The sequence below is a fragment of the Sulfitobacter sediminivivens genome (assembly GCF_042611115.2).
GTDB lineage: Bacteria > Pseudomonadota > Alphaproteobacteria > Rhodobacterales > Rhodobacteraceae > Sulfitobacter > Sulfitobacter sediminivivens.
This window is the reverse complement of sequence record NZ_JBHGAR020000024.1, coordinates 15,471-36,635: the sequence shown is the minus strand read 5'-3', so window position 1 is coordinate 36,635 and position 21,165 is coordinate 15,471. Positions and strand designations below refer to the sequence as shown.

The window sequence follows — 21,165 nt, the reverse complement described above, 5'->3', positions numbered from 1 at the left end:
GGGATGTGACCATCCTGCAAGCCTCCATTCTTTTTCAGATGTCTCTGGCCAGCGATAACATCAAATCCACGTCGAAATAGCGTTCGACGTGCAGCGCCAACGCGTCGAGGGTGGCGTCAACTCCTGCTTCAAAGTTGAGCGTTGATGCTATGCCAAACTGCCCGAGGTACGCTGTGCGGAATGCGTCCGAGCTAAACAGCCCGTGCATATAACATCCCTGCACGTGGCCATCCGCAGTCGCGGCACCCTCTGGACGCCCGGCAAACTGCAACCAGGCGCGGGCGCAATCCGGACCATTCGTTTCACCAATATGTATTTCATAACCGCTAAGGGTCGTGCCGCTTTCGGGGTGCTCGCCAGTTTTGAGAGACAGATGTTTGATCGGTGCCATAACCGTATCGACCGCCAGATGCCCCAATCCCTGCACTGTGGTTGGGGGCCCTTCGATGCCGTGCGGGTCAGTGATCGTGCGCCCCAACATCTGATAACCGCCACACAGGCCCAAAACTTGGCCGCCGCGCCGGATGTGTGCGGCCAGATCAATATCCCAGCCTTCTGCCCGAAACGCTGCAAGGTCCGCAATCGTGGCCTTGCTGCCGACCATCAACACCAGATCGGCGTCAGCAGGAAGCGGCGCGCCGGGCATGATCACCCGCAAATCGACCCCGGCTTCGGCTGCCAACGGATCCAGATCGTCAAAGTTTGAAATGCGCGGCAAACGTGGGACCGCAATGACCACACCTGCACCGCCCGAACGCGCCCGAGAGGGCAGGTCCATCACGTCCTCGGCAGGCAACCGGTGCGCTGCCTCAAACCACGGGATCACCCCAAGGCTCGGCCAGCCTGTGCGCTGCGCGATGTCGTCACGTCCTGCATCAAACAGGCTGCGATCACCGCGGAACTTGTTCACGGCAAAGCCCTTGATCATTGCAGTGTCGGTTGCGTCCAGAACGGCCTGCGTGCCGACGATCTGCGCGATAACGCCGCCCCGGTCGATGTCACCCATCAGAATGACGGGCACGCCCGCCGCAGTGGCAAAACCCATGTTGGCAATGTCACCGCGCCGCAGATTAGTCTCGGCCGGGCTACCTGCGCCTTCAACGATGATCAAATCGCAGGTTTCGCCAAGCCGGGCAAAGGACTCCAATACCGCTGGCATCAGTGCTGCCTTGTTTTTTCCAAAGGCTGCTGCCTCCTGATGGCCCGCGATCTGGCCTTGCACGATGACTTGCGCGCCCGTGGCGCTTTGCGGTTTGAGCAGGATCGGGTTCATGTCTGTGTGCGGCTCCACCCCGGCGGCACGCGCCTGCAGGGCCTGCGCACGCCCAATCTCGCCTCCATCCGTGGTGACAGCTGCATTGTTTGACATGTTTTGCGGTTTGAAGGGGCGCACCCGCATGCCGCGCTGCACGCAAGCCCGGATCAGGCCGGCAACAATCATCGACTTACCGACATTGCTGCCGGTGCCTTGTATCATGATCGCTTTTGTCATTTTGCGCACTCCGCAGTGGTTGCCCGCAAACTGGCGTAAATCGGGCCGCGGGAAAAGGGGCAGGTCGGTAAGATCGCTTTATTCTTACAGCGCATAAAAAAAGCAGCCCGAGGGCTGCATTTTTTGCCACTCATGGCGTTGTTACTATGCGGCTTCAGCCTGCTGCGCAGCATGGCGGCGCTCAGATTCTTCGCGCGAAAGTGCAACAGATGTACGCACACCTTTGCCCACAAAATCCATCAAACCGGACACAACCCGCTCGTTGGGGTCAATGCCAGCACAGCTCAACACTTCCCGACCATCGCGCGACCGGGCCCAGCGGGCGATCTGCTCTGGTCCGTTACCGTATTTCTTGTCGTCCGCGATTGCGTCATCCAACGCAGCCAGTACCACAGCTGCGAAAAGTTTACGTGCGCGATTGCCTTGCTCATTGTTAAAGGCCGTTCCATCAACGAAATCTTTCATCTCGTCGTCCTTTCTATTATTCTTGCTCTTGTCATCCCGGCGTGAAGCCTCTTATGACCCATCTCGTCTGATTCGGATACCACTTTATCGCATAACTCCTATGCATTCGGCGCATGTCTTGCTGCAGGTGCAGCACGATATAGCGGTGACTTGCAGGGGGATATCCTACCAGATATAGGGTGCGTCGACGTATCATCAAGTTCTTGCCAAGGTTTTGACACATGCCCAAAATTAACGGAAACGAGATCCGCCCCGGAAACGTTCTGGAACATAACGGCGGCCTATGGGCAGCGGTTAAGGTCGACCATGTAAAGCCGGGCAAGGGCGGTGCCTTCGCCCAGGTCGAGTTGCGCAATCTGCGCAACGGATCAAAACTGAACGAACGCTTCCGCAGCGCCGACAAAGTCGAAAAAGTCCGTTTAGAACAGAAAGATCAGCAGTTTTTATATGAAGAAAACGGCAATCTGGTAGTGATGGACACGGACACCTATGAGCAGGTGCAGCTGGCCTCAGAACTGCTTGGCGATGCCCGCCCGTTTTTGCAGGACGGCATGATGATCGTGGTGGAATACCACGAAGCAGAGGCCCTGAACGCTCGGCTGCCGCAAAAGGTGATCTGCAAGATCGTCGAGACTGAGCCGGTGGTCAAAGGCCAGACAGCAGCGAATTCGTTCAAACCGGCACTGCTTGATAACGGCGTGCGGGTGTCTGTGCCGCCCTTTGTCGGGCAGGACGAAGACATCGTGGTCAACACTGAAACGATGGAATACGTCGAACGCGCCTAAACGTATGACGTGACGTCATAGCGATCTGAAGCAAAGCCCCGGCGCGATCCGGGGCTTTTTTGTGCGATTCGGGGGCCTGGGTGGTCAAAAATCATGCCGGCGGGATCCATGTCACAACAGCATCACCCGCGTGCATTGGACCAGTGGCCCGGTCAAATCGGAGATAGGCAAGCGCCAACCCCCCAGATTGCGTGAGCAGCGTACCAGCGGGCTTGTCGGCAGCCATGATTTCGGTGCCAATTGGCGCGTCCCCCGCGATGGAAACCTGAGCCAGACCTTTTCGCAGCTCGGTCTTGTGCTTCATCCGCGCTGTGACCTCTTGGCCGACATAACACCCTTTGCGGAAATCAACTCCATTCAGGCGCTCAAACCCAACCTCCAGAATGAATGTGTCGGGTGTCAGTTCAATCCCCGTCTTTGGGATCATGTGCGTAACACGCAAGGCATCCCAGTTCACATTGTTGTCGGTCTGAGGGTCCGCGCGGTAGGCCCGCCATCCCATCGCATCAGTGCGCGGATCTGCATACCCGTCCTCAGGCTCTGGCCCCAATCCACGGTGCAGGTGCAGGTCCGTTGCGGCGATTTCAACCGATGCTCTGAGCTTATACATGTTCAGCCGCTGAAGCAGCATATCGGCCAGGCTGTCGGCGACATCCAAAAGCACGCCATCGCCGTCCTTTGCGACAAAGAAATCAGCAAGGAACTTGCCCTGTGGGGTCAGGATCGCGGCATAGATTGGCCCCTGAGAAAGTTTTTTGACATCATTGGTGATCAGACCTTGCAGGAAATCCAATGTGTCATCGCCAGTCAGGCGCAGGATGCGGCGTTGGGTCATCTTTTATGTCCTTTGACAGTTGATCATGACATATAGTCATCACTCGCCATTCTAAAGGGCCAAGCATGCGCGCGCCGATATCTGTGATCATTCCGACCCTGAACGCCGTTGATACGCTGCCCGATTGTCTGGCCGCGCTGATGGAAGGGCTGGATTCGGGGTTGATCCGGGAATTGATTGTCAGTGATGGCGGATCAACAGATGCCACAGGTGCAACTGCGCTGGCATGGGGGGCAGAGGTGATCCATGGTGCCGCGTCAAGGGGCGGGCAATTACAGCGAGGATGTGCTGTGGCCAAAGCGGATTGGCTGATGGTGGTGCACGCCGACACCAAGCTGTCGCCCGGATGGGCAAGGATCGTGGCGGCACATCTGGGCACGACCAAGGCCGGGTGGTTCAAATTGGCGTTTGATCAGGGCGGGGTCCCTGGGAACCTGGTCGCCGGATGGGCCAATCTGCGCAGCCGATTTGGCCTGCCTTACGGAGATCAGGGTTTGATCCTGCCCCGCATGCTCTATGAGGGGGCGGGTGGCTACAAAGATCAGCCGTTGATGGAAGATGTCGCACTTGCGCGGGCACTCAAGGGGCAGCTTGTTGGCCTGCCGGTCTACGCGGTCACCAGCCCGGCAAAGTATCAAAGCCAGGGCTGGATGCGGCGCGGTGGGCGCAATCTGTGGACATTAGGGCGGTATTTTTTCGGCACGTCGCCAGAAGTACTGGCGCAAAGCTACCGTCGCGGAAGGTGATCTTGCGGACGCGCCGCAGGCGCGATGATATTCCGGCCGCTTGAGGCCGGGCTGAGCCCTGTAATGGTCAGTTTGTTACAGGATGTCAGGTCTGATCGGTATTTAAGAAAGGCTGAAGGGGAGAACGGTGTCTACCCAAACAAAGCCTGTCCCAATCGTTGCAGAATGTTTGGTTCGCTGACATATTCGCCACGTTCCTTGACCCGCAGGGCCCGCAGCCCACGTGCATCGCTGACGGTTTTGCCGTCCTGGAATTGGAGGCGGTAGAGGTCGGCATAGATGCCGCCGCGTTGCAAAAGTTCTTCGTGCGTGCCCTGGTCGCGCACCTGGCCCCGGTCCATCACAATGATTTTGTCGGCGCTGCGAATGGTCGCCAGACGGTGTGCAATGACGATTGTGGTACGCCCTGCGGACAGCCGGTCCAGCGCATCCTGCACAACCTGTTCGGATTGCGCGTCAAGCGCGCTGGTGGCTTCATCCAACAGCAGAATCGGCGTGTCACGGAGCAGAGCGCGTGCGATGACGACGCGCTGTCTCTGGCCACCGGAAAGCGCAGAGCCGCGCGGCCCCACGCGCGTGTCCAGACCGTTTTCAAGGTTGGGCAGGAAATCTGCAACATGGGCGGCTTTCAAGACGGCTTGCAATGCGTCATCGCTGACATCGGTGCGGCCCAGCACGATGTTCTCCCGCAGGGTTTCGTCAAACAGCAATGCCTCTTGGGTCACCACCGAAAACAGGCCACGCAACTCTGAGATCGCCATGTCGGAGGTCGCGACACCGCCGATGGTGACGTTGCCTGCCTGCGGGTCGATGAGCCGGGTCAAAATATTGAAAATTGTGGATTTGCCAGCGCCGGATGCCCCGACAAGCGCGGTCGTCTCACCAGCCGCAGCGCTGAGGCTGATGTCGTCAAGCACCTTCACATCACCATAGGCCAGATCCACATTTCGTAGCTCAACATCAAGTTGGCCCGTGGGGACAGGGACCGGGTTTGCCGGTTCTTTCAATCGTATGGGAGCATCCATAAGTTCCTTGATCCGCTCAAGGGCGGCCGCTGCTACCTGCCACAGGCCGCTCACGCCGCCCAGTCGGCGCAGTGGGCTAAAGGCAAATCCCATGGCAGTGAAGAAGGTCATGAATTGCCCGATGGTTTTGTTGCCCGAGATAATCTCGGAGCCGCCATAGAGAATGACAGCCATGAACCCCACACCGGACATGATGTCGATCATGCCGGGAATGGCCGAATTGCCAAAGGCCGCGCGCACTTCGGTGCGGATGAACGTGCGGGTCAGGTCGTTGTACTGGCGCGCCTGATAGCTTTCGAGTGCGTTCAGTTTGATCTGAACAATGCCGTGGAATACTTCGTCCAGCCGGGTGGCCAGACTGGCCCCCAAATCACGCGCCTCGCGCGAGCGTTCACGCACAAACCGCTGCGCAATTGCGGCGGGCAGGACCATGACCGGAATGCCCACGCACGCCAGCAGAGCCCATATCGGATCAATCGAAATGGCTACGCCCAAAAGTACGATCAGACCGATAAAGTCGCGACCGGCCCCGGTGATGATCGCGCGCCAGACATCGCCAACCGCGTTTACATCAGATTGAACCCGCTGGATCAAGAATCCCGGGGGATGGGATTGGTGAAATGCACCGTCTTGCCGCATCATTTGTCCAAGCAGTTCAATGCGCATGTCGGCAGCTGTGCGTTGAGCGATCCGGGTCAGCAGCACTTTCTGCGCAACGCCCGCAATCGCACGAAGCACGAATATGCCAAGTAGGATCAGGCCAACCCATTTGAGCGCATCTTGTTTGCCGGCAACAAATACCTGATCGAACATCGGTTCCATTAGGCGCGCCAAAGCGCCCAGGGTGCTGCCTTCTATGATCATGAAAAACACGGCCGCACCCATCAGCCACAGATGTTTTTTCAGGTAATCGCGCCAGAGCCAGCGCAGCAATTGCCCAGACGTATAGGTTTGGTCATTCATCTGAGGCCACATTCCTTTTGGGCAGTGCAGTCACAGGTTTACGAGACGTGGGCGGGCAGGGCAAGCATGCGGGCGTGCCAATCGTGTTGACGCTGCATTCCGCACAGATAAGGTGCGGGAAATCGCGCGGGTCAAAGGCAGAGTTCATATGACAAAATCCCCTCTTTTGGCACAAGGGCGGTCATATCTGGCTATCCCTGGCCCTTCTGTGGTGCCCGATGCGGTTTTGAACGCCATGCACCGCGCGGCACCCAATATCTATTCCGGGGCGCTGATCGACATGATGCCGGCACTGATGGCGGATTTGCGTGGGGTGGCACGCACCAAACATCACGTCGCGATGTACGTCGGCAATGGTCACGCAGCATGGGAAGCGGCGCTAAGCAATGTCATTGAACCGGGTGACAAGGTACTGGTGCCCTCCACGGGTCGCTTTGGTATCGGCTGGGGCGAGATGGCGACAGACCTAGGTGTACAGGTTGAGGTCATCGACTTTGGCCGGGCGGCCGCAATGGATATGGCGCGCATTGCCGACGTGTTGGCAGCGGATAAAGCATATGAAATCAAGGCGATTTTGGGTGTGCATGTCGACACCTCAACCTCCGTGCGCAATGATATTGCGGGCTTGCGTGCGGTTCTGGACGAGGTCGGACATCCGGCACTTTTGATGGCTGACTGTATCGCATCATTGGGCTGCGACCGCTTTGAGATGGACGCATGGGGCGTCGACGTGATGGTCACCGCCTGCCAAAAAGGCCTGATGGTGCCGCCCGGAGTGGGGTTCGTCTTCTTCAATGACAAGGCCCAAGCCGTGCGCGCCAAGATGCCGCGCGTGAGCCGCTACTGGGATTGGAGCCCCCGCGCGCACCCGGAGGAATTTTATCAATACCATTGCGGGACGGCCCCAACACAGCACATTTATGGTCTGCGCGCGGCGCTGGATATGATCCATGATGAAGGCATCGAACAGGTTTGGGCCCGTCACGCGGTACTGGCGCGGGCGGTTTGGGCGGCATGCGAGGCGTGGTCTGAGCGCGGTACATTCGCGCTTAATATTGCGGATCGGGGTGCGCGCAGCCATGCGGTGACGGCCTTGCGCCTGCAAAGTCCGAATGCGACAGCACTGCGCGACTGGGTGCAGCAAAATCTGGGACTGACTTTGGGTATTGGCCTTGGCATGGCTGCGCCGGGTGATCCGGCGTGGCATGGGTTTTTCCGCCTCGGTCACATGGGCCATGTGAACGGTCATATGATCATGGGGCTGTTAGGCGGAATCGAGGCTGGTATGACTGCGTTGAACATCGAACATGGGGCCGACGCACTTGATGCGGCTGCACAGGTCATCGCGGGTCACTAACCGCGCTGTGTGGCGATGCGGGTGATCAAATGGTTCACGATCCATCCTGCCAGTGCGGCCACCACAAAACCCCAAACGGCCCAGATCACCATGAGGACCCACATCAGATTGACACCAAACATAACGATGCAGGCAGCGGTGTAATTTGGTGCAGCGGTGCTATTATTTGTGTCGCGCATCAATGATCCTCTTTTAAGGGTACAAAGAAAAGCATAGCGCGCACCGAGCGCGCGTCAGCCCTTTTCTGCGACTTTTATCGCATGAGGGAGTGCATTGGCAAACGCATCAAGCTGTGCTGGTGTTCCGCAACTGACGCGGATACAGCGGTTTTGCGGGGCCACAAAGGGCATCCGCACAAAAATGCCGCGCGCAACCAACCCCTCAAGAACAGCTTTGGCAAATGCGCCGTCCCTGCCACAATCAATTGCCACGAAATTTGCCGCAGAAGGCAGGGGTGTCAGCCCATGAGATTGCGCGATATCTGCAATCCGGTTGCGCGCAGCTGAAATTTCGCGGTGCACATGGCTCAGCCAGTCTTTGTCCTGAAGGGCGGCCAGCGCGCCCGCCTGAGCGGCACGGTTCATACCAAAATGGTTGCGCACCTTGTGAAAGGCCGTGATCAGATCGGGTGCCGCAAGGGCATAGCCGACCCGCGCACCTGCCAGGCCGTACGCTTTGGAAAACGTCCGCATACGGATCACGCGGGAATCAGAATAGTCCAATGGCAACGCAGTTCCGGCAGGGGCACATTCGATGTAAGCCTCATCGAGGCATAACAACGTGCCCTCAGGTAATCTGTCCATTGCCTGCGATATCTGCCGACCCGCGTGCCACGATCCCATCGGATTGTCGGGATTGGACAGATAGACCAGCTTTGCGTCCACCTCTGCGGCTTTGTCAAAAAGCGCTGCAGGGTCCTCGTGATCGTCACGATACGGCACCTTGTGCAAAACACCACCGAACCCTGCGACATGATAGTTGAATGTCGGATAAGCCCCATCTGAGGTCACAACAGCATCACCCGCCCCCACAAAGAGCCGCACGAGGTAATTGAGCAGCCCGTCTATGCCTTCGCCGACAATGATGTGATCCGGCGTTGTGCCATGATGATCGGCAAGGGCGCTACGCAGATCATGGCTTTCCGGGTCGCCGTACATCCATTGGTCACACTCAGCCATCGCTTTGATCGCAAGGGGCGAGGGGCCAAAGACGTTTTCATTGGCCCCCAAACGAGCCTTGAAAAGCCGACCGTTGGCACGTTCCTGCGCCTCTGGCCCGACAAACGGAACCGTGGCAGGCAGGGAATGTGCAAGTGCTGTAAGGCGAAAATTGGACATGTCATCGCTGATAAGCCTGTCCGCTTATTCGGGCAAGGGGGGTGAAATGGGCACCATAGGCACTTACATGAGAACCGCTCGCAACAATAAGGAGCATACGCATGGCAAATCTCAGCAGACGTGGCTTTATCGCTGCGACAATGGCGGCAGGAGCCTTGCGCGCTGTCCCGATGGTCGCCAGCAAACCCGGCACCCGCCGCATTCTCACGTTGGTTTATGACAAAGGCCTTGGCATGATGCGCGCGGTCGAACGTGTGGTTCACTGAATTTCCTTGACGTAGGACTGGTCAGTGCCAGTTGAATGCGCTGTTATGGTGGGACCCAATCAGGAGACCCGCCATGCCCCGCGTGACCATCACCTATGAAAACCACATCGCCTTTGTCCGGCTGACCCGCGCCGACAAAATGAACGCGGTCGATCAGGACATGATCGACGCGATTATTGCAGCAGGCCAAGAGGTTGCCGCATCTGATGCGCGGGTTGTTGTGCTGTCAGGCGAGGGCAAAGCGTTCTGCGCGGGCATCGACATCACCGGGTTGTCGGCGATGATTGGCAAGGACCCCGCTGAACTGCTGATGCCGCGCACCCATGGCGAGGGCACTACAAACCAATGGCAAGAGGTCGCAATGATCTGGGTGCGGCTCGACATTCCGGTCATCGCGGCCTTGCACGGCGCTGTGTACGGCGCGGGGATGCAGCTTGCGCTGGGTGCGGACATCCGTATCGCGGCACCAGACACAAAACTGGCCGTGATGGAGATGAAATGGGGCATCGTGCCGGACATGGGCGGGATGGTCCTGTTGCCCCGTTTGGTGCGCGACGATGTGTTGCGGCGGATGACCTATACGGCTGAGGCAATCGATGCCGGTCAGGCGGAGCGCTGGGGGTTGGTGACAGAAGTCGCAGATGATCCATTGGCTGCGGCCACAGCGCTGGCGACCACCATCGCAAGTAAAAGCCCCAGCGCGATCAAGGCTGCCAAGCGACTGATTTCATTTGCACAAATGGCATCCGTTGATGACGTCTTGATGGCTGAATCTCGCGCCCAGGTGGATCTTCTTGGCAAACCACACCAGATGGAGGTGATCGCGGCAGAGTTTGGCAAACGGCCCGCCGTTTTCAAATAACGGGCTGCTTGATCGCCTGCCGGAAGGTCACCCCAATTCGGACAATCGATCCAATGCTGCCTGCACCTGATCGGCTTCTTCCTGGCGCGCTTCCAGATTGGACTGTGCTTCGGCAACGACTTCGGCGGGGGCGGAGGCGGCGAATTTAGGGTTGTTCAAACGCCCCTTAAGCCCCCCGATTTCCTTGGCCAGTTTGTCAAAGGACTTTTGCAGACGCGCTTTCTCTTCATCAATGTCGATCAACCCGGCAAGGGGCAGGCCAAAGCTGGCACCGGGGGCGGCAATCGCAACGGTTCCTTTTGGAAAACCATCAGCCTTTTCAAGGCTTTCGACGCGCGCCAGACGTTTGATCATTGCCTCGTTGCCATCCCACGCTGCCTGCGCTGCCGCATCCATTTCAGTGACGATCATCGGCACTTTCAGCCCTGCAGGCACGTGCATTTGCTGACGAGCCGAACGAATGCTTTCGATCAGGCCGATCACCCAATTTAGCTCACGATCCGCGTCCTTATCGAGCAGGTCGGCGGTGGTGTAGGTGGGCCAATCAGCATGCACCAACATCTTGTCGCGCTTGGCGGTGGTCTGCCACAATTCTTCGGTGATAAACGGCATGATCGGGTGCAGCAGGATCAGGCATTGATCCAGCACCCACGCCATGGTCTGACGTGTCTCGGCCGCTTCGGGTGCGTCGTCCTGCAACAGCGGTTTGCTAAGCTCGACATACCAGTCGCAGACCTTGCCCCAAACAAACGCATAAAGCGTGTTGGCGGCATCGTTGAACCGGTAGTTGTCGAGCGCTGCGTCCACCTCTTCGCGGACGCGGGCAACCTCACCAATGATCCATTTATTGAGGGTATGTTTAACGTCGGTATTGTGTCGGTATTGCGTCGGTGCTTTGCCCGTGAACACATCGTTCATTTCGGCAAAGCGGTGGGCGTTCCACAGTTTGGTGCCAAAGTTGCGATAGCCCGCGATCCGCGCGGTGGAAAGTTTCAGATCACGCCCCATCGCCGCCATTGAGGTAACGGTAAAGCGCACCGCATCCGCGCCAAATTCGTCGATGAGATCGAGCGGGTCGAGCACGTTGCCCAAGCTTTTCGACATCTTCTTGCCCTTCTCGTCGCGCACCAGCGCGTGGACATAGACGGTTTTGAAAGGCACCCGCTCAGAGAGTGGCAGTTTTTGATCCAGAACAGCGGTTTGCATCATCATCATCCGTGCGACCCAGAAGAAGATGATGTCGAACCCAGTGATCAGGACGGAGGTGGGGAAGTATTTTTTGAGTTCCTCGGTTTGTTCGGGCCAGCCCAGCGTGCCGATGGGCCAGAGGCCGGAGGAGAACCACGTATCTAGGACGTCGGGATCGCGGTAGACTGGATAAATGTTTTTGCCGTTTTGTTTTGCATCAACAATGGCCAAGAGTGCTGCATTCAAGTCAGCAACTTCGATGATCTCCCATTCACCTTCTCCGGTCTTTGCAGCAACATCCGATATTACTCTAGTAAACTCTTCCGCTTGCGTATCGAACATGGGCAAGCAAAACCTTGGTTGCTCTGACAATCCGGAAAAAGCGTTCTGGTCACGATGAACAGTTACAGAGGTTCCTTCGTCAAGTAGGCTGGAAATCTCAAACTGAGCCTCAATCTCCTCTGGCCTTAGGCCATACCAAACCGGAATCTGATGCCCCCACCACAGCTGCCGCGAAATACACCACGGCTCGATATTCTCCAGCCAGTGGAAATACACCTTCTTGTCCTGTTCGGGCAGGATGGTGACGTCACCATTTTTGACCGCATCAATCGCGGGGCCAACGATTTTGGCGGTATCAACGAACCATTGATCGGTTAGCATCGGTTCGATGACCACTTTGGAGCGGTCGCCAAACGGCTGCACGATTTTCTTGTTTTCGACGAAGGGGATCAGCTTGGAACTTTCCTGTCCGTCTTCCTCGTCAATCACCGGAACCGACACCATCACGGCCAGCCCTTCGGCGGTGATTTCTTCGATTATTTTCTGACGCGCCTCGAACCGGTCCAACCCGCGATAGGCGTCTGGAACGAGGTTGATCTCGGTCGCATCTGCGGGTGCATCCGCTGAGCCGTCTGCAATCGCGCCAGCACGGGCGGCGGCCTGATCATAGGGCAGACCATCGGTGCGCATCGCGGCACGTGTATCCATCAACGCATACAGCGGAATGCCATTGCGGGTGGCGACGCCGTAGTCATTGAAGTCATGTGCCCCAGTGATTTTCACCGCACCCGAGCCAAACTCTGGGTCGGGATATTCGTCGGTGATGATCGGAATCATCCGGCGGTTCTCCTTCGGGCCAACCGGAATTTCGCATAGTTTTCCTACGATTGGCGCGTAACGTTCATCTGATGGATGAACTGCAACCGCGCCATCGCCCAGCATGGTTTCAGGGCGCGTGGTGGCGATTGCGATGTAATCGCGGGTCTCGCGCAGGGTCTCGTTACCGTCCTCGTCTTTTTCGACATATTCATAGGTCGCACCACCCGCGAGCGGGTATTTGAAGTGCCACATGTGGCCGTCAACTTCGGTGCTTTCCACTTCCAGGTCAGAAATCGCGGTTTCGAAATGCGGGTCCCAGTTGACCAACCGCTTGCCACGATAGATGTGGCCTTTGTTGTACATATCGACAAAGACCTTGATCACGGCATCATGGAAATTGCCCTCTTCACCCGCGGGCGCGTTTGGGGCACCCGACATGGTAAACGCCTCTCGGTCCCAGTCACAACTTGCCCCAAGGCGCTTGAGCTGACCGATGATGGTGCCGCGTGATTTGATTTTCTGCTGCCAGACCCGTTCAAGGAACTTCTCGCGGCCCATCTCGCGGCGGGTTGGTTCCTGATGTTCCATCATGTCACGTTCGGTCACCATCTGGGTGGCGATGCCTGCGTGATCGGTGCCGGGTTGCCAGAGCGTGTCAAAACCACGCATCCGGTGCCAGCGGGTCAGAATGTCCTGCAACGTGTTGTTGAAGGCATGGCCCATGTGCAGTGACCCGGTGACGTTGGGTGGCGGGATCATGATGCAGAAGGTTTCATCCCGGCTGGCATTTGCGCCAGCCTTAAATGCGCCTGCTTTTTCCCAAGCGGCGTAAAGGCGTGCTTCGGCCTCAGCGGCATTGAAGGTTTTGTCGAGTGCCATGGTCATAAATCCCGTGTTCGTTTGACGGTGATCTAACGGACATGCAGGCCGAGGGAAAGAGTGGCGCGCATGACATTTGCGGTAGTCGCATCGGTTGGGTTGATTTTGAGTATTTTTGGCGAAAAGAAACATAACCGCCCTGCATTTCAGCAAACCATTCCGTTCAACGGGCTAGGGGCTGACACAGGGCGGCTTCTTCTCGCGAGGCATTCGGCTCTCCAGCCTGTACCCTGCTTTCGAAAGATCAGAACTTTCATAACGAAGCGTGAACCCCAGCTTCTTTTCGCCCAAATACTCAAACCCGGCCTAATATCACTCGCATAATTCAAGGGTGGGGTGTACCTCGCAAGGGTTCGCGCACACCGGGCCGGATCACGTCAGGATCATAGGGTGAGCGCGCAAAAACCTCGCGCACCATATCGCGGAAAAAATCGAGCGGCAGGGTTTCATAGGCAGGATCAAAGCTGGCCTGATCCCAGTGTTCGCAGAACGCCACGCAATCGTCAAAATAGGCATGCCCCTGATGACGGTCCCGTTTGTTGGGGTCGGCACCCACAAGATGGCCGTAATAGACCATCTGAAAATCTGCATGTGTTTGCACACACCACGCACATTGTTCCCGCACAAAAGGCCGCAGGATCGCGGCGGCGTATTCGTCATGATTGTAGGGTGCATAGACGTCGCCGATGTCGTGCAGCAGTGCGGCGACGATCCAGTCAATGTCCGCCCCGTCGCGGTAGGCGCGGGTCGCCGCTTGCAGTGAATGGCCCAGCCGCGTGACTTTGTACCCTGACAACCCTTCGTCGAGTTCGACAAGAGCGCCCAACAGGCGGTCGGCGGTGCCTTTGGTGTATGCGACCTCGTGTTTGGTCAGAAACTCATAATCGGCTTGCGTGCCGTCTTTCATCTGGGTGAACTTGACCTGGTCCATCTTTCAGAGTGTCCTTTGATATTGTCCGTGCCAGAATTGCGTCACTCTGGCCAGTGATCTGTTCTGTTTTCGACACCGTATTGGGTAAATCAGCCACGGCGGTCCAGTTTTGTGCTCAGGTGGATCAGGCTTTCCGAGCTTTTGACCCCGCGCGCTTCGCCGATCTTGTCCAGTGTTTCGTCCAGTTCTTCGGTGGTGTCCGCTGCGATTTGAACCAGCAGGTCGAACCGCCCAGACGTGGTATGGACCACCCGCACGCCGGGCAGGCTGCGCAAGCGGGCTAGAACGGCAGGGCTGCTGCGTGGTTCAATGCTGACCAGCGCGGTCGCATGTAGTTTGGCATCGACGGCTGCACCCAGCCGGGCGGTATAGCCGATGATCGTGCGGCTGCGTTCCAACCGATCGAGCCGCGCCTGCACTGTGGTGCGGGCCAGCCCGAGTGTGCGGGCCAGATCAGCAACGGGTTGCCGCGCGTTGGTCTGTAAACACCTGATAAGGGCACGGTCAATTTCGTCGATTTGCATTGTGATCCCGTCATAATGCTGCAAGTTTCCATCATTATAACCCATTAGATGCGTGGTTTCGACGAAAATTTACGTAGTATCAGGGAAAACACCCTAGTGAGGCCTTGATGCAGCATTCCATTCCCCTGCCACTGAACCCCGCCGCCTTTTTGGCGCAACATTGTCCTGATGCCCCGATCATGTTTTTTGCCCCCGCCGTCCTGCAAGACACGGCGCGGCGTTTTCAGGCGGATTTCGACGGGTTGGTGACCTATGCTGTGAAAGCCAATGACCGTCCGGAAATCTTGAGCAATCTGGTGGCAGCCGGGATTTCGACATTTGATGTGGCCTCTCCCGTCGAGATGCGGGCGGTGCGTGCGGCCTGTCCGCAGGCTGTGTTGCATTACAACAATCCGGTGCGGTCTGCTGCTGAGGTCGAGGCGGGCATTGATGCCGGTGTGGCCAGCTGGTCCGTGGACGATCATGCGGAGTTGGCAAAGCTTGACGCCGTGCCACGCACAGCTGAAATCGCGGTGCGGTTTGCTTTGCCGGTCACCGGAGCCGCCTATGATTTTGGGTCAAAATTTGGCGCAACACCGGATCAGGCGGCTGACCTTTTGCGCAGGGTTGTCGCACTGGGGTTTGTCCCATCGCTGTGTTTTCATCCCGGCACCCAATGTAATGACCCTCAGGCATGGGGCAGCTATGTGACAGAGGCGGCGCGCATTGCGGCGCTGGCGGGTGTCACATTGGCGCGGCTTAACATCGGCGGTGGCTTTGCAGCGAACAGAGGGTTCGGGGTGCCGAACCACCGGGCGATTTTCACAACCATCAACGGCGCAGTGAAGCGCTCTTTTGCCGGGGCTGAACCCAGAATACTCTGTGAACCGGGCCGCGCGATGGTTGCGGATGCATGTGTTCTGGCCACGCGGGTCAAGGGGATGCGGGCAGCTGGTGAGGTGGTTTTTCTGAACGATGGCATTTATGGCGGTTTGCCGGATTTGCGCGATATGGGCCTGTCCGGATTGGTTCATGTGCTTGGCCCATCAGGGGCGCGATCGGGGAAGGTGACACCTCGCATAGTGTTCGGTCCGACCTGTGATTCCCTTGATCGGCTGCCGGACGGCTTGCCACTGCCTGCCGATACGGCGGTGGGTGATTATGTGATGTTTGGAGGCATGGGTGCCTATTCAATTGCGATGAGCACGGGGTTTAACGGATACGGTGTCGGGCAGGTTGAAATGGTTTGCGCACTGGTCTGAGGGTGCTGTGGATGTGCAACCAGCCGCCCGCCGCATGTTTAATCCGGTCCGGCCCTAGACATGGCACCTTTGCCCGCTAATGTTTGTCGCGAAACAGGCATGACGGGTAAGGGCAAAGCATCTTGGACAAATTTGGTAAAAGTCAGTCGGTTAAGCGGACGGAAGATGTGCGGTTTTTGACCGGCGAAGGACGCTATGTCGATGACATCACACCGCAAGGTGCGCTGCATGGGTATTTCTTCCGCTCACCGGTCGCGCATGGGGTGATTTCAGAGCTAGATGTTGCAGATGCGGCCGAGGCTGAGGGCGTTCATCTGGTGCTGACCTGCGCCGATCTTGAGGCCGCCGGGATTGATATTTCCATTGCCGGGGCGGTGGTCAAAAACCGCGACAGCACCAGAGCCGCTGATCCTCTTCGTCCGATGCTGGCAAAGGGTAAGGTGCGGTATGTCGGTGAGCCTGTGGCGCTGATTGTGGCCGAAACCTATGCGCAGGCGCGTGATGCCGCGGAACTGATCCTGTTTGATGCCGATGATCTGCCCGCCAAGATGGATTTGAGCACAGGTGGCGAAACGGTGCACGATGAGGCACCCGACAACCGTGCGTTTGACTGGGGCATGGGCGACGAGGCCGCAACCGAGGCAGCATTTGCAAAGGCCGCCACAACCGTTGCGCTTGAGGTTGGTGACAACCGCATCATCGTCAATTCGATGGAGCCGCGCGGCTGTTTTGCCGAATGGGACGGAACCCGCCTGCATCTGGCCAATAACGCTCAGGGCGTTTGGGTGCACAAAGACAATCTGATTAAATCGTTCGGGCTGGACCCTGAAAATGTCCGTGTGACCAACCCCGATACCGGGGGCAGTTTCGGGATGAAGGCGATGGCCTATCCTGAGTATTTCTGCGTGGCCGCAGCGGCGCGCGCATTGGGCCAGCCTGTGCGCTGGATGGCGGACCGGACCGAGGCGATGTTGAGTGATAATGGCGGGCGCGATCTGACGTCGCTCGCTGAATTTGCTTTTGATGAGCACAACAAGATCACCGCATACCGGGTGCGCACCAAATGCAATCTGGGGGCCTATAATTCGCAGTTTGGCCAGCCCATCCAGACGCAGCTATTCAGTCGCGTTTTGACGGGGGTTTATGACGTGCAAACCACATGGCTGCAGGTTGACGGGTATTATACCAACACCGTCCAGGTCGACGCCTATCGCGGGGCCGGCAGGCCAGAGGCGATTTATGTGTTGGAGCGGTTGATGGACCGGGCCGCGCGTGAATTGGGTGTGGACCCTTGGGAATTGCGGCGGATCAATTTTATCAAGCCAGAACAGATGCCCTACCGCACAGCTACAAATGAAACCTATGACGTGGGTGATTTTGACCGGCTTTTGACCCGGATGCACAAAGAGGCCGATATGGCCGGGTTTGCCGCACGCAAGGCAGCAGATGCCAAACGCGGGCTGCTTAGGGGCGTTGGACTTTGTTACTATATCGAAAGTATTTTGGGCGATCCTGCGGAAGGGGCCAAGGTGGTCTTTGAAGAGGATGGCAGCGTGGCGATCTATGTGGGTACGCAAAGCAACGGTCAGGGGCACGAGACGGTTTATGCCCAGTTTCTCAGCGATCAGACGGGTATTCCGGCCGATCAGATCACTGTGGTGCAGGGCGACAGTGACCTGATCAAAGAGGGCGGCGGCACTGGTGGATCCCGGTCTGTCACCACACAGAACAACGCGACACTGGCCACTGTGGCCAAGATGACAGAGGCATTTACAGCATTTCTTGCCGATGAAATGGGTGTTCCTGCAATCGCCATATCCTTTGACGATGAACGGTTCCGGGCAGAGGGGTCAAACCTGACACCGACCATGCTTGAGGTCGCTGAAATGGCGCGGGAAAAGGGCCGCGATGACCTGTTGACCCATCACGCACGCGCGAAACTGGACGCGCGCAGTTTTCCCAACGGGGTGCATGTTACAGAGGTTGTGATCGATCCTGAAACGGGTGTCGTGACCAGCGATCGTTACAACGTTGTTGATGATTTTGGTAATCTTATCAATCCAATGCTGGCCGAAGGTCAAGTGCATGGTGGCGTCGCACAGGGGATCGGACAGGCGGTGCAGGAGCGGGTTGTCTATGATGAGGACGGCCAACTGCTCACGGCATCGTTCATGGACTATGCCTTGCCGCGGGCCACAGATTTGCCAAATATTACTTTTATGTCTGAACCCGTCCCGTCCACGGCCAACATCATGGGCATGAAGGGCTGCGGCGAGGCGGGCACGGTGGGCGCGTTGGCGGCCATCGCAAATGCAGTGCAGGATGCATTGTGGGATCATGGGGTACGGCAGGCCGATATGCCGTTCACACCCCATATGGTTTGGGAGCTTTTGAACGGTGCAAAGATCGCGGCGGAATAAGCTGAAAGCGCTGGGCTTTTTCGGGTTCGGGTGCGCGCAATTGCGCCGCATGGGGGCATCGGGATGAGAGGTGCGCCGCGCGACAAACAGACAGCCGAAAAAGCCGATACTGTCGGTCAGTCCCTGTACGCTTTGTCTTCCAATTGCATTGACGATACTGACCTCTTGATGGAAGCGGCGAAGGCCCGACAGATCGCAAAGGCGCTGAAATGACCGACGCCCGACGCCCCCCTTTACTGCGCCGGCTGTTGGGCAGTTTTTGGCAAAGACCCGCGTCTGATTTTGGCCCGCGACGTGGGACAGTGACCCATCTGATCATTCTGGATGGCACGATGTCATCACTGGATCCGGGTTGTGAAACAAACGCGGGGTTGGCGTATAAGCTGGCAAGCGAAATGGGCAGCAAGCTGTCGATTTATTATGAGCCCGGCCTTCAATGGATCGACTGGCGTTCAGCACGAGACGTCATGTTGGGGCGCGGGATCAATCGGCAGATCAAACGCGCGTATGGCTATCTTGCCTCGCGGTACCATCCGGGGGACCAGATATTTTTAATGGGCTACTCACGCGGTGCCTATGCCGTGCGCAGCCTTGCCGGCGCGATTGATCAGGTTGGGCTGTTGCGTGCGGAGCATGCGACCGAACGCAACATTCGCGATCTTTATCGGTACTATGAATGCAATCCAAAGAGTTACGCGGCCCAGACGTTTTCCAAATCTTTTTGCCATGAAAGCGTGTGCATCGAGATGATCGGCGTCTGGGACACGGTCAAATCATTGGGGATCAATGCGCCTGTGCTGTGGCGGCTGTCAGAGCCCAAACATGCTTTTCACGGTCATGAACTGAGTGGTGTCGTCAAAAGCGGCTTTCATGCGCTGGCATTAGACGAATCCCGGGTGGCCTATAAACCCGTGCTTTGGACAACGCATGATGGGTTCAAGGGCCATGTCGAACAGGTCTGGTTCCCCGGAAGTCATGGGGATGTGGGCGGGCAACTCAGCGGATTTGAGGCGGCAAGACCCCTGGCGAACATTCCCTTGGTCTGGCTTTTGTCGCGGGCGGAAGAAAGTGGATTGCCCCTGCCTGCGGGATGGCGGCTGCGCTTTCCTCAGGACGCGAAGGCACCTTCGGTCGGCAATTGGCGCGGCTTTGGCAAGATTTTCATGACCCGGCGCAAACGGATCGTGGGCAGAGACCCTTCAGAGCGACTACATGAAAGCGTTGCTGAACGCGCACGTGCAGCGCCAGATGGTCGTGTTGTGAATCCGCTGCAACGCCGGACCGGAGTGGCAGAACCCTAAGCCAGTTTCATCACGATACAGGTCGTCGATCCGGTTGCATAAAGCGTGCCATCATCCACGCCCCTGATTTCCCCGCGGGCAACGCCGGTCGATCTGCCAACATGGTCGATGTCGCCCACGCATTCAATTACCGTGCCCAAAGGGATGGCCCGCAGAATGTTGATCTTGAATTCCAAGGTTGTATAGACCGAACCGCGCGGCACTTTTGTCATCACAGCACAGGCCATCGCACTGTCCAGCAAGGTACCGTACCAACCGCCATGAACGGTCCCGAGCGGGTTCGTGACGTTGAATTCCGGTGTGCCCCTAAAGATCACGCGCCCGTCCTCAACAGCGTGCAGGGCATATCCCATAGTTTGCGCAATGGGTGGGCCGGGGTTGCTGCCGTCCAATATCGCCTGCATGAATTCGAGCCCCGATATTTTCAGAACGTCGGACAAGGCAAGCAGGTCGTCGGGGGACTGGGCGATGCGGGGCATGTGGGGTTCTCCGGCCAAGGGGGATGCCGGAGACGCTGTTTTAATATGCCTGCAAAGGCAAGGTGTTACGCAACGTCCGAAAGCGATACTTGCGGTGTGACACCCAAAGCGCGTGAGACATCACGCGTCAACTCTGCACGGTTCAAGGTGTAAAAATGCAGGTTTTCGACGCCCTCGTCGATAAGATCGCTGCACATTTCCGTGCACAAAGCCGTGGCCAGAAGATCATGCCGGTCATCGCGCAGAGCGGTTTCGAAGGCTTGATTGACCCAATCGGGCACATGGGTGCCGCAACGATCTGCAAATTTGCGCGCCGAAGTCCAGTTGACCACCGGCAGGATGCCCGGCGTGATCGGCTTGTCGATGCCCGCCTTGTCACATGCGTCGCGGAAGCGCAGGAAGGTCTCGGCCTCAAAAAAGAACTGCGTGATCGCCTCGTCCGCACCTGCATCAAACTTGCGCTTGAGCCAGTCGATGCTGGCCTGCTGGTCGGTCGCTTCGGGGTGCAGATCAGGATAGGCACCGACGCGGATATTGAATTCGCCGGTCTCAGCCAAAGCCTCGATCAGCTCACAGCTGTTCTGGAAACCATCTACATGTGGGGTAAATGTGGCCGCCCCGTCCGCAGGATCGCCGCGCAGGGCCACGATGTCGGTCACGCCGGCCTTTGCAAAACCGCGGGCGACATCCATCGTTTCCTCGCGGCTGGCACCCACGCAGGTCAGATGCGCGGCAACCGGCAAACCAGAGGTGCGCCGCAGCACATGGGCGGCATCCTTGGTCAGGTCGCGTGTCGTTCCGCCAGCGCCGTAAGTCACCGAGAAAAAGCGCGGGGACAGAGGGGCCAGTGTCTGTGCCGTGTCCCAGAGCTTGAATGCCGCATCTACCGTACGCGGCGGGAAAACTTCGAAAGAGACATTTGGCGTTGTCATTGGGCTGATCCTTCATTCCGGGTTACCCTCTTGTCT

General features: G+C 57.7%; 19 protein-coding genes. 8 read left to right on the top strand and 11 right to left on the bottom strand.

The genetic code is table 11. The features are described 5' to 3' along the window. Positions 1 to 34: 34 nt before the first annotated feature. Both ACEWL3_RS18010 and ACEWL3_RS18005 read right to left on the bottom strand, forming a co-directional pair. The gene (locus ACEWL3_RS18010; RefSeq protein WP_386184938.1) at positions 35 to 1,492 is read right to left on the bottom strand and encodes a cobyric acid synthase; all 1,458 of its coding nucleotides are present in this window, start codon (positions 1,490 to 1,492) and stop codon (positions 35 to 37) included. 144 nt (positions 1,493 to 1,636) lie between these two features. Then, a complete protein-coding gene (locus ACEWL3_RS18005; protein WP_093915679.1) occupies positions 1,637 to 1,957 on the bottom strand; it encodes a DUF6280 family protein in 321 nt (106 codons plus the stop codon). A gap of 221 nt (positions 1,958 to 2,178) precedes the next feature. Between ACEWL3_RS18005 and efp the strand changes: the two genes are divergently transcribed. After that, a complete protein-coding gene (efp, locus tag ACEWL3_RS18000) occupies positions 2,179 to 2,742 on the top strand; it encodes an elongation factor P (protein WP_114877865.1) in 564 nt (187 codons plus the stop codon). A 91-nt stretch (positions 2,743 to 2,833) separates the two neighbouring features. Here the strand turns inward: efp and ygfZ are convergent, their stop codons facing one another. Next, positions 2,834 to 3,577 carry a CAF17-like 4Fe-4S cluster assembly/insertion protein YgfZ gene (ygfZ, locus tag ACEWL3_RS17995; RefSeq protein ID WP_386184941.1) on the bottom strand — a complete coding sequence of 248 codons (744 nt, stop codon included), beginning with the start codon at positions 3,575 to 3,577 and terminating at the stop codon, positions 2,834 to 2,836. Positions 3,578 to 3,642: 65 nt separating this feature from the next. On the opposite strand from ygfZ, the gene ACEWL3_RS17990 reads away from it, so the two are divergent. Next, positions 3,643 to 4,323, top strand: coding sequence for a TIGR04283 family arsenosugar biosynthesis glycosyltransferase (locus ACEWL3_RS17990; protein ID WP_386184944.1), 681 nt, complete (start codon positions 3,643 to 3,645; stop codon positions 4,321 to 4,323). A 131-nt stretch (positions 4,324 to 4,454) separates the two neighbouring features. Here ACEWL3_RS17990 and ACEWL3_RS17985 read toward each other — a convergent pair whose 3' ends face one another. Further along, complete coding sequence (locus ACEWL3_RS17985) at positions 4,455 to 6,311, bottom strand: ABC transporter ATP-binding protein (RefSeq protein WP_386184947.1); 1,857 nt, start codon at positions 6,309 to 6,311, stop codon at positions 4,455 to 4,457. 148 nt (positions 6,312 to 6,459) lie between these two features. Between ACEWL3_RS17985 and ACEWL3_RS17980 the strand changes: the two genes are divergently transcribed. Beyond that, positions 6,460 to 7,668 carry a pyridoxal-phosphate-dependent aminotransferase family protein gene (locus tag ACEWL3_RS17980; protein ID WP_386184949.1) on the top strand — a complete coding sequence of 403 codons (1,209 nt, stop codon included), beginning with the start codon at positions 6,460 to 6,462 and terminating at the stop codon, positions 7,666 to 7,668. Here ACEWL3_RS17980 and ACEWL3_RS17975 read toward each other — a convergent pair. Then, positions 7,665 to 7,847: a hypothetical protein gene (locus ACEWL3_RS17975; protein WP_386184951.1), complete on the bottom strand. Its 183-nt coding sequence runs from the start codon at positions 7,845 to 7,847 to the stop codon at positions 7,665 to 7,667. The two genes, ACEWL3_RS17980 and ACEWL3_RS17975, sit on opposite strands and share 4 nt — an antisense overlap. Before the next feature lie 54 nt (positions 7,848 to 7,901). Continuing rightward, positions 7,902 to 9,005, bottom strand: a complete 1,104-nt coding sequence (locus tag ACEWL3_RS17970; RefSeq protein WP_386184953.1) for a pyridoxal phosphate-dependent aminotransferase — start codon at positions 9,003 to 9,005, stop codon at positions 7,902 to 7,904. Positions 9,006 to 9,106: 101 nt separating this feature from the next. Here ACEWL3_RS17970 and ACEWL3_RS17965 point away from each other — a divergent pair, with 101 nt between their 5' ends. Both ACEWL3_RS17965 and ACEWL3_RS17960 read left to right on the top strand, forming a co-directional pair. After that, a complete protein-coding gene (locus ACEWL3_RS17965) occupies positions 9,107 to 9,271 on the top strand; it encodes a Tat pathway signal protein (RefSeq protein WP_386184955.1) in 165 nt (54 codons plus the stop codon). A 73-nt stretch (positions 9,272 to 9,344) separates the two neighbouring features. Further along, entirely contained in the window at positions 9,345 to 10,133 is a 789-nt protein-coding gene (locus tag ACEWL3_RS17960; protein WP_386184958.1) for a crotonase/enoyl-CoA hydratase family protein, read from the top strand. 27 nt (positions 10,134 to 10,160) lie between these two features. Here the strand turns inward: ACEWL3_RS17960 and ACEWL3_RS17955 are convergent, their stop codons facing one another. The 3 genes from ACEWL3_RS17955 to ACEWL3_RS17945 form a co-directional block, all read right to left on the bottom strand. Then, positions 10,161 to 13,301 carry a valine--tRNA ligase gene (locus ACEWL3_RS17955; protein ID WP_386184972.1) on the bottom strand — a complete coding sequence of 1,047 codons (3,141 nt, stop codon included), beginning with the start codon at positions 13,299 to 13,301 and terminating at the stop codon, positions 10,161 to 10,163. 325 nt (positions 13,302 to 13,626) lie between these two features. Beyond that, complete coding sequence (locus ACEWL3_RS17950) at positions 13,627 to 14,232, bottom strand: HD domain-containing protein (RefSeq protein ID WP_386184975.1); 606 nt, start codon at positions 14,230 to 14,232, stop codon at positions 13,627 to 13,629. A gap of 89 nt (positions 14,233 to 14,321) precedes the next feature. Further along, positions 14,322 to 14,756 carry an Lrp/AsnC family transcriptional regulator gene (locus ACEWL3_RS17945; protein ID WP_386184978.1) on the bottom strand — a complete coding sequence of 145 codons (435 nt, stop codon included), beginning with the start codon at positions 14,754 to 14,756 and terminating at the stop codon, positions 14,322 to 14,324. A gap of 107 nt (positions 14,757 to 14,863) precedes the next feature. Here ACEWL3_RS17945 and ACEWL3_RS17940 point away from each other — a divergent pair, with 107 nt between their 5' ends. From ACEWL3_RS17940 to ACEWL3_RS17930, 3 genes are all read left to right on the top strand, one after another. Continuing rightward, positions 14,864 to 15,997 (top strand): type III PLP-dependent enzyme, encoded by a 1,134-nt coding sequence (locus ACEWL3_RS17940; protein WP_386184981.1) that lies wholly within the window; start codon positions 14,864 to 14,866, stop codon positions 15,995 to 15,997. A 122-nt stretch (positions 15,998 to 16,119) separates the two neighbouring features. Further along, entirely contained in the window at positions 16,120 to 18,417 is a 2,298-nt protein-coding gene (locus tag ACEWL3_RS17935) for a xanthine dehydrogenase family protein molybdopterin-binding subunit (protein ID WP_386184984.1), read from the top strand. A 209-nt stretch (positions 18,418 to 18,626) separates the two neighbouring features. Then, positions 18,627 to 19,718 carry a T6SS phospholipase effector Tle1-like catalytic domain-containing protein gene (locus ACEWL3_RS17930; RefSeq protein WP_386184987.1) on the top strand — a complete coding sequence of 364 codons (1,092 nt, stop codon included), beginning with the start codon at positions 18,627 to 18,629 and terminating at the stop codon, positions 19,716 to 19,718. Here the strand turns inward: ACEWL3_RS17930 and ACEWL3_RS17925 are convergent. After that, positions 19,715 to 20,197 (bottom strand): PaaI family thioesterase, encoded by a 483-nt coding sequence (locus tag ACEWL3_RS17925; protein WP_386184989.1) that lies wholly within the window; start codon positions 20,195 to 20,197, stop codon positions 19,715 to 19,717. The genes ACEWL3_RS17930 and ACEWL3_RS17925 overlap by 4 nt on opposite strands. Positions 20,198 to 20,262: 65 nt before the next feature. Then, positions 20,263 to 21,129, bottom strand: coding sequence for a methylenetetrahydrofolate reductase [NAD(P)H] (gene metF, locus ACEWL3_RS17920; RefSeq protein WP_386184991.1), 867 nt, complete (start codon positions 21,127 to 21,129; stop codon positions 20,263 to 20,265). Positions 21,130 to 21,165 lie beyond the last annotated feature (36 nt).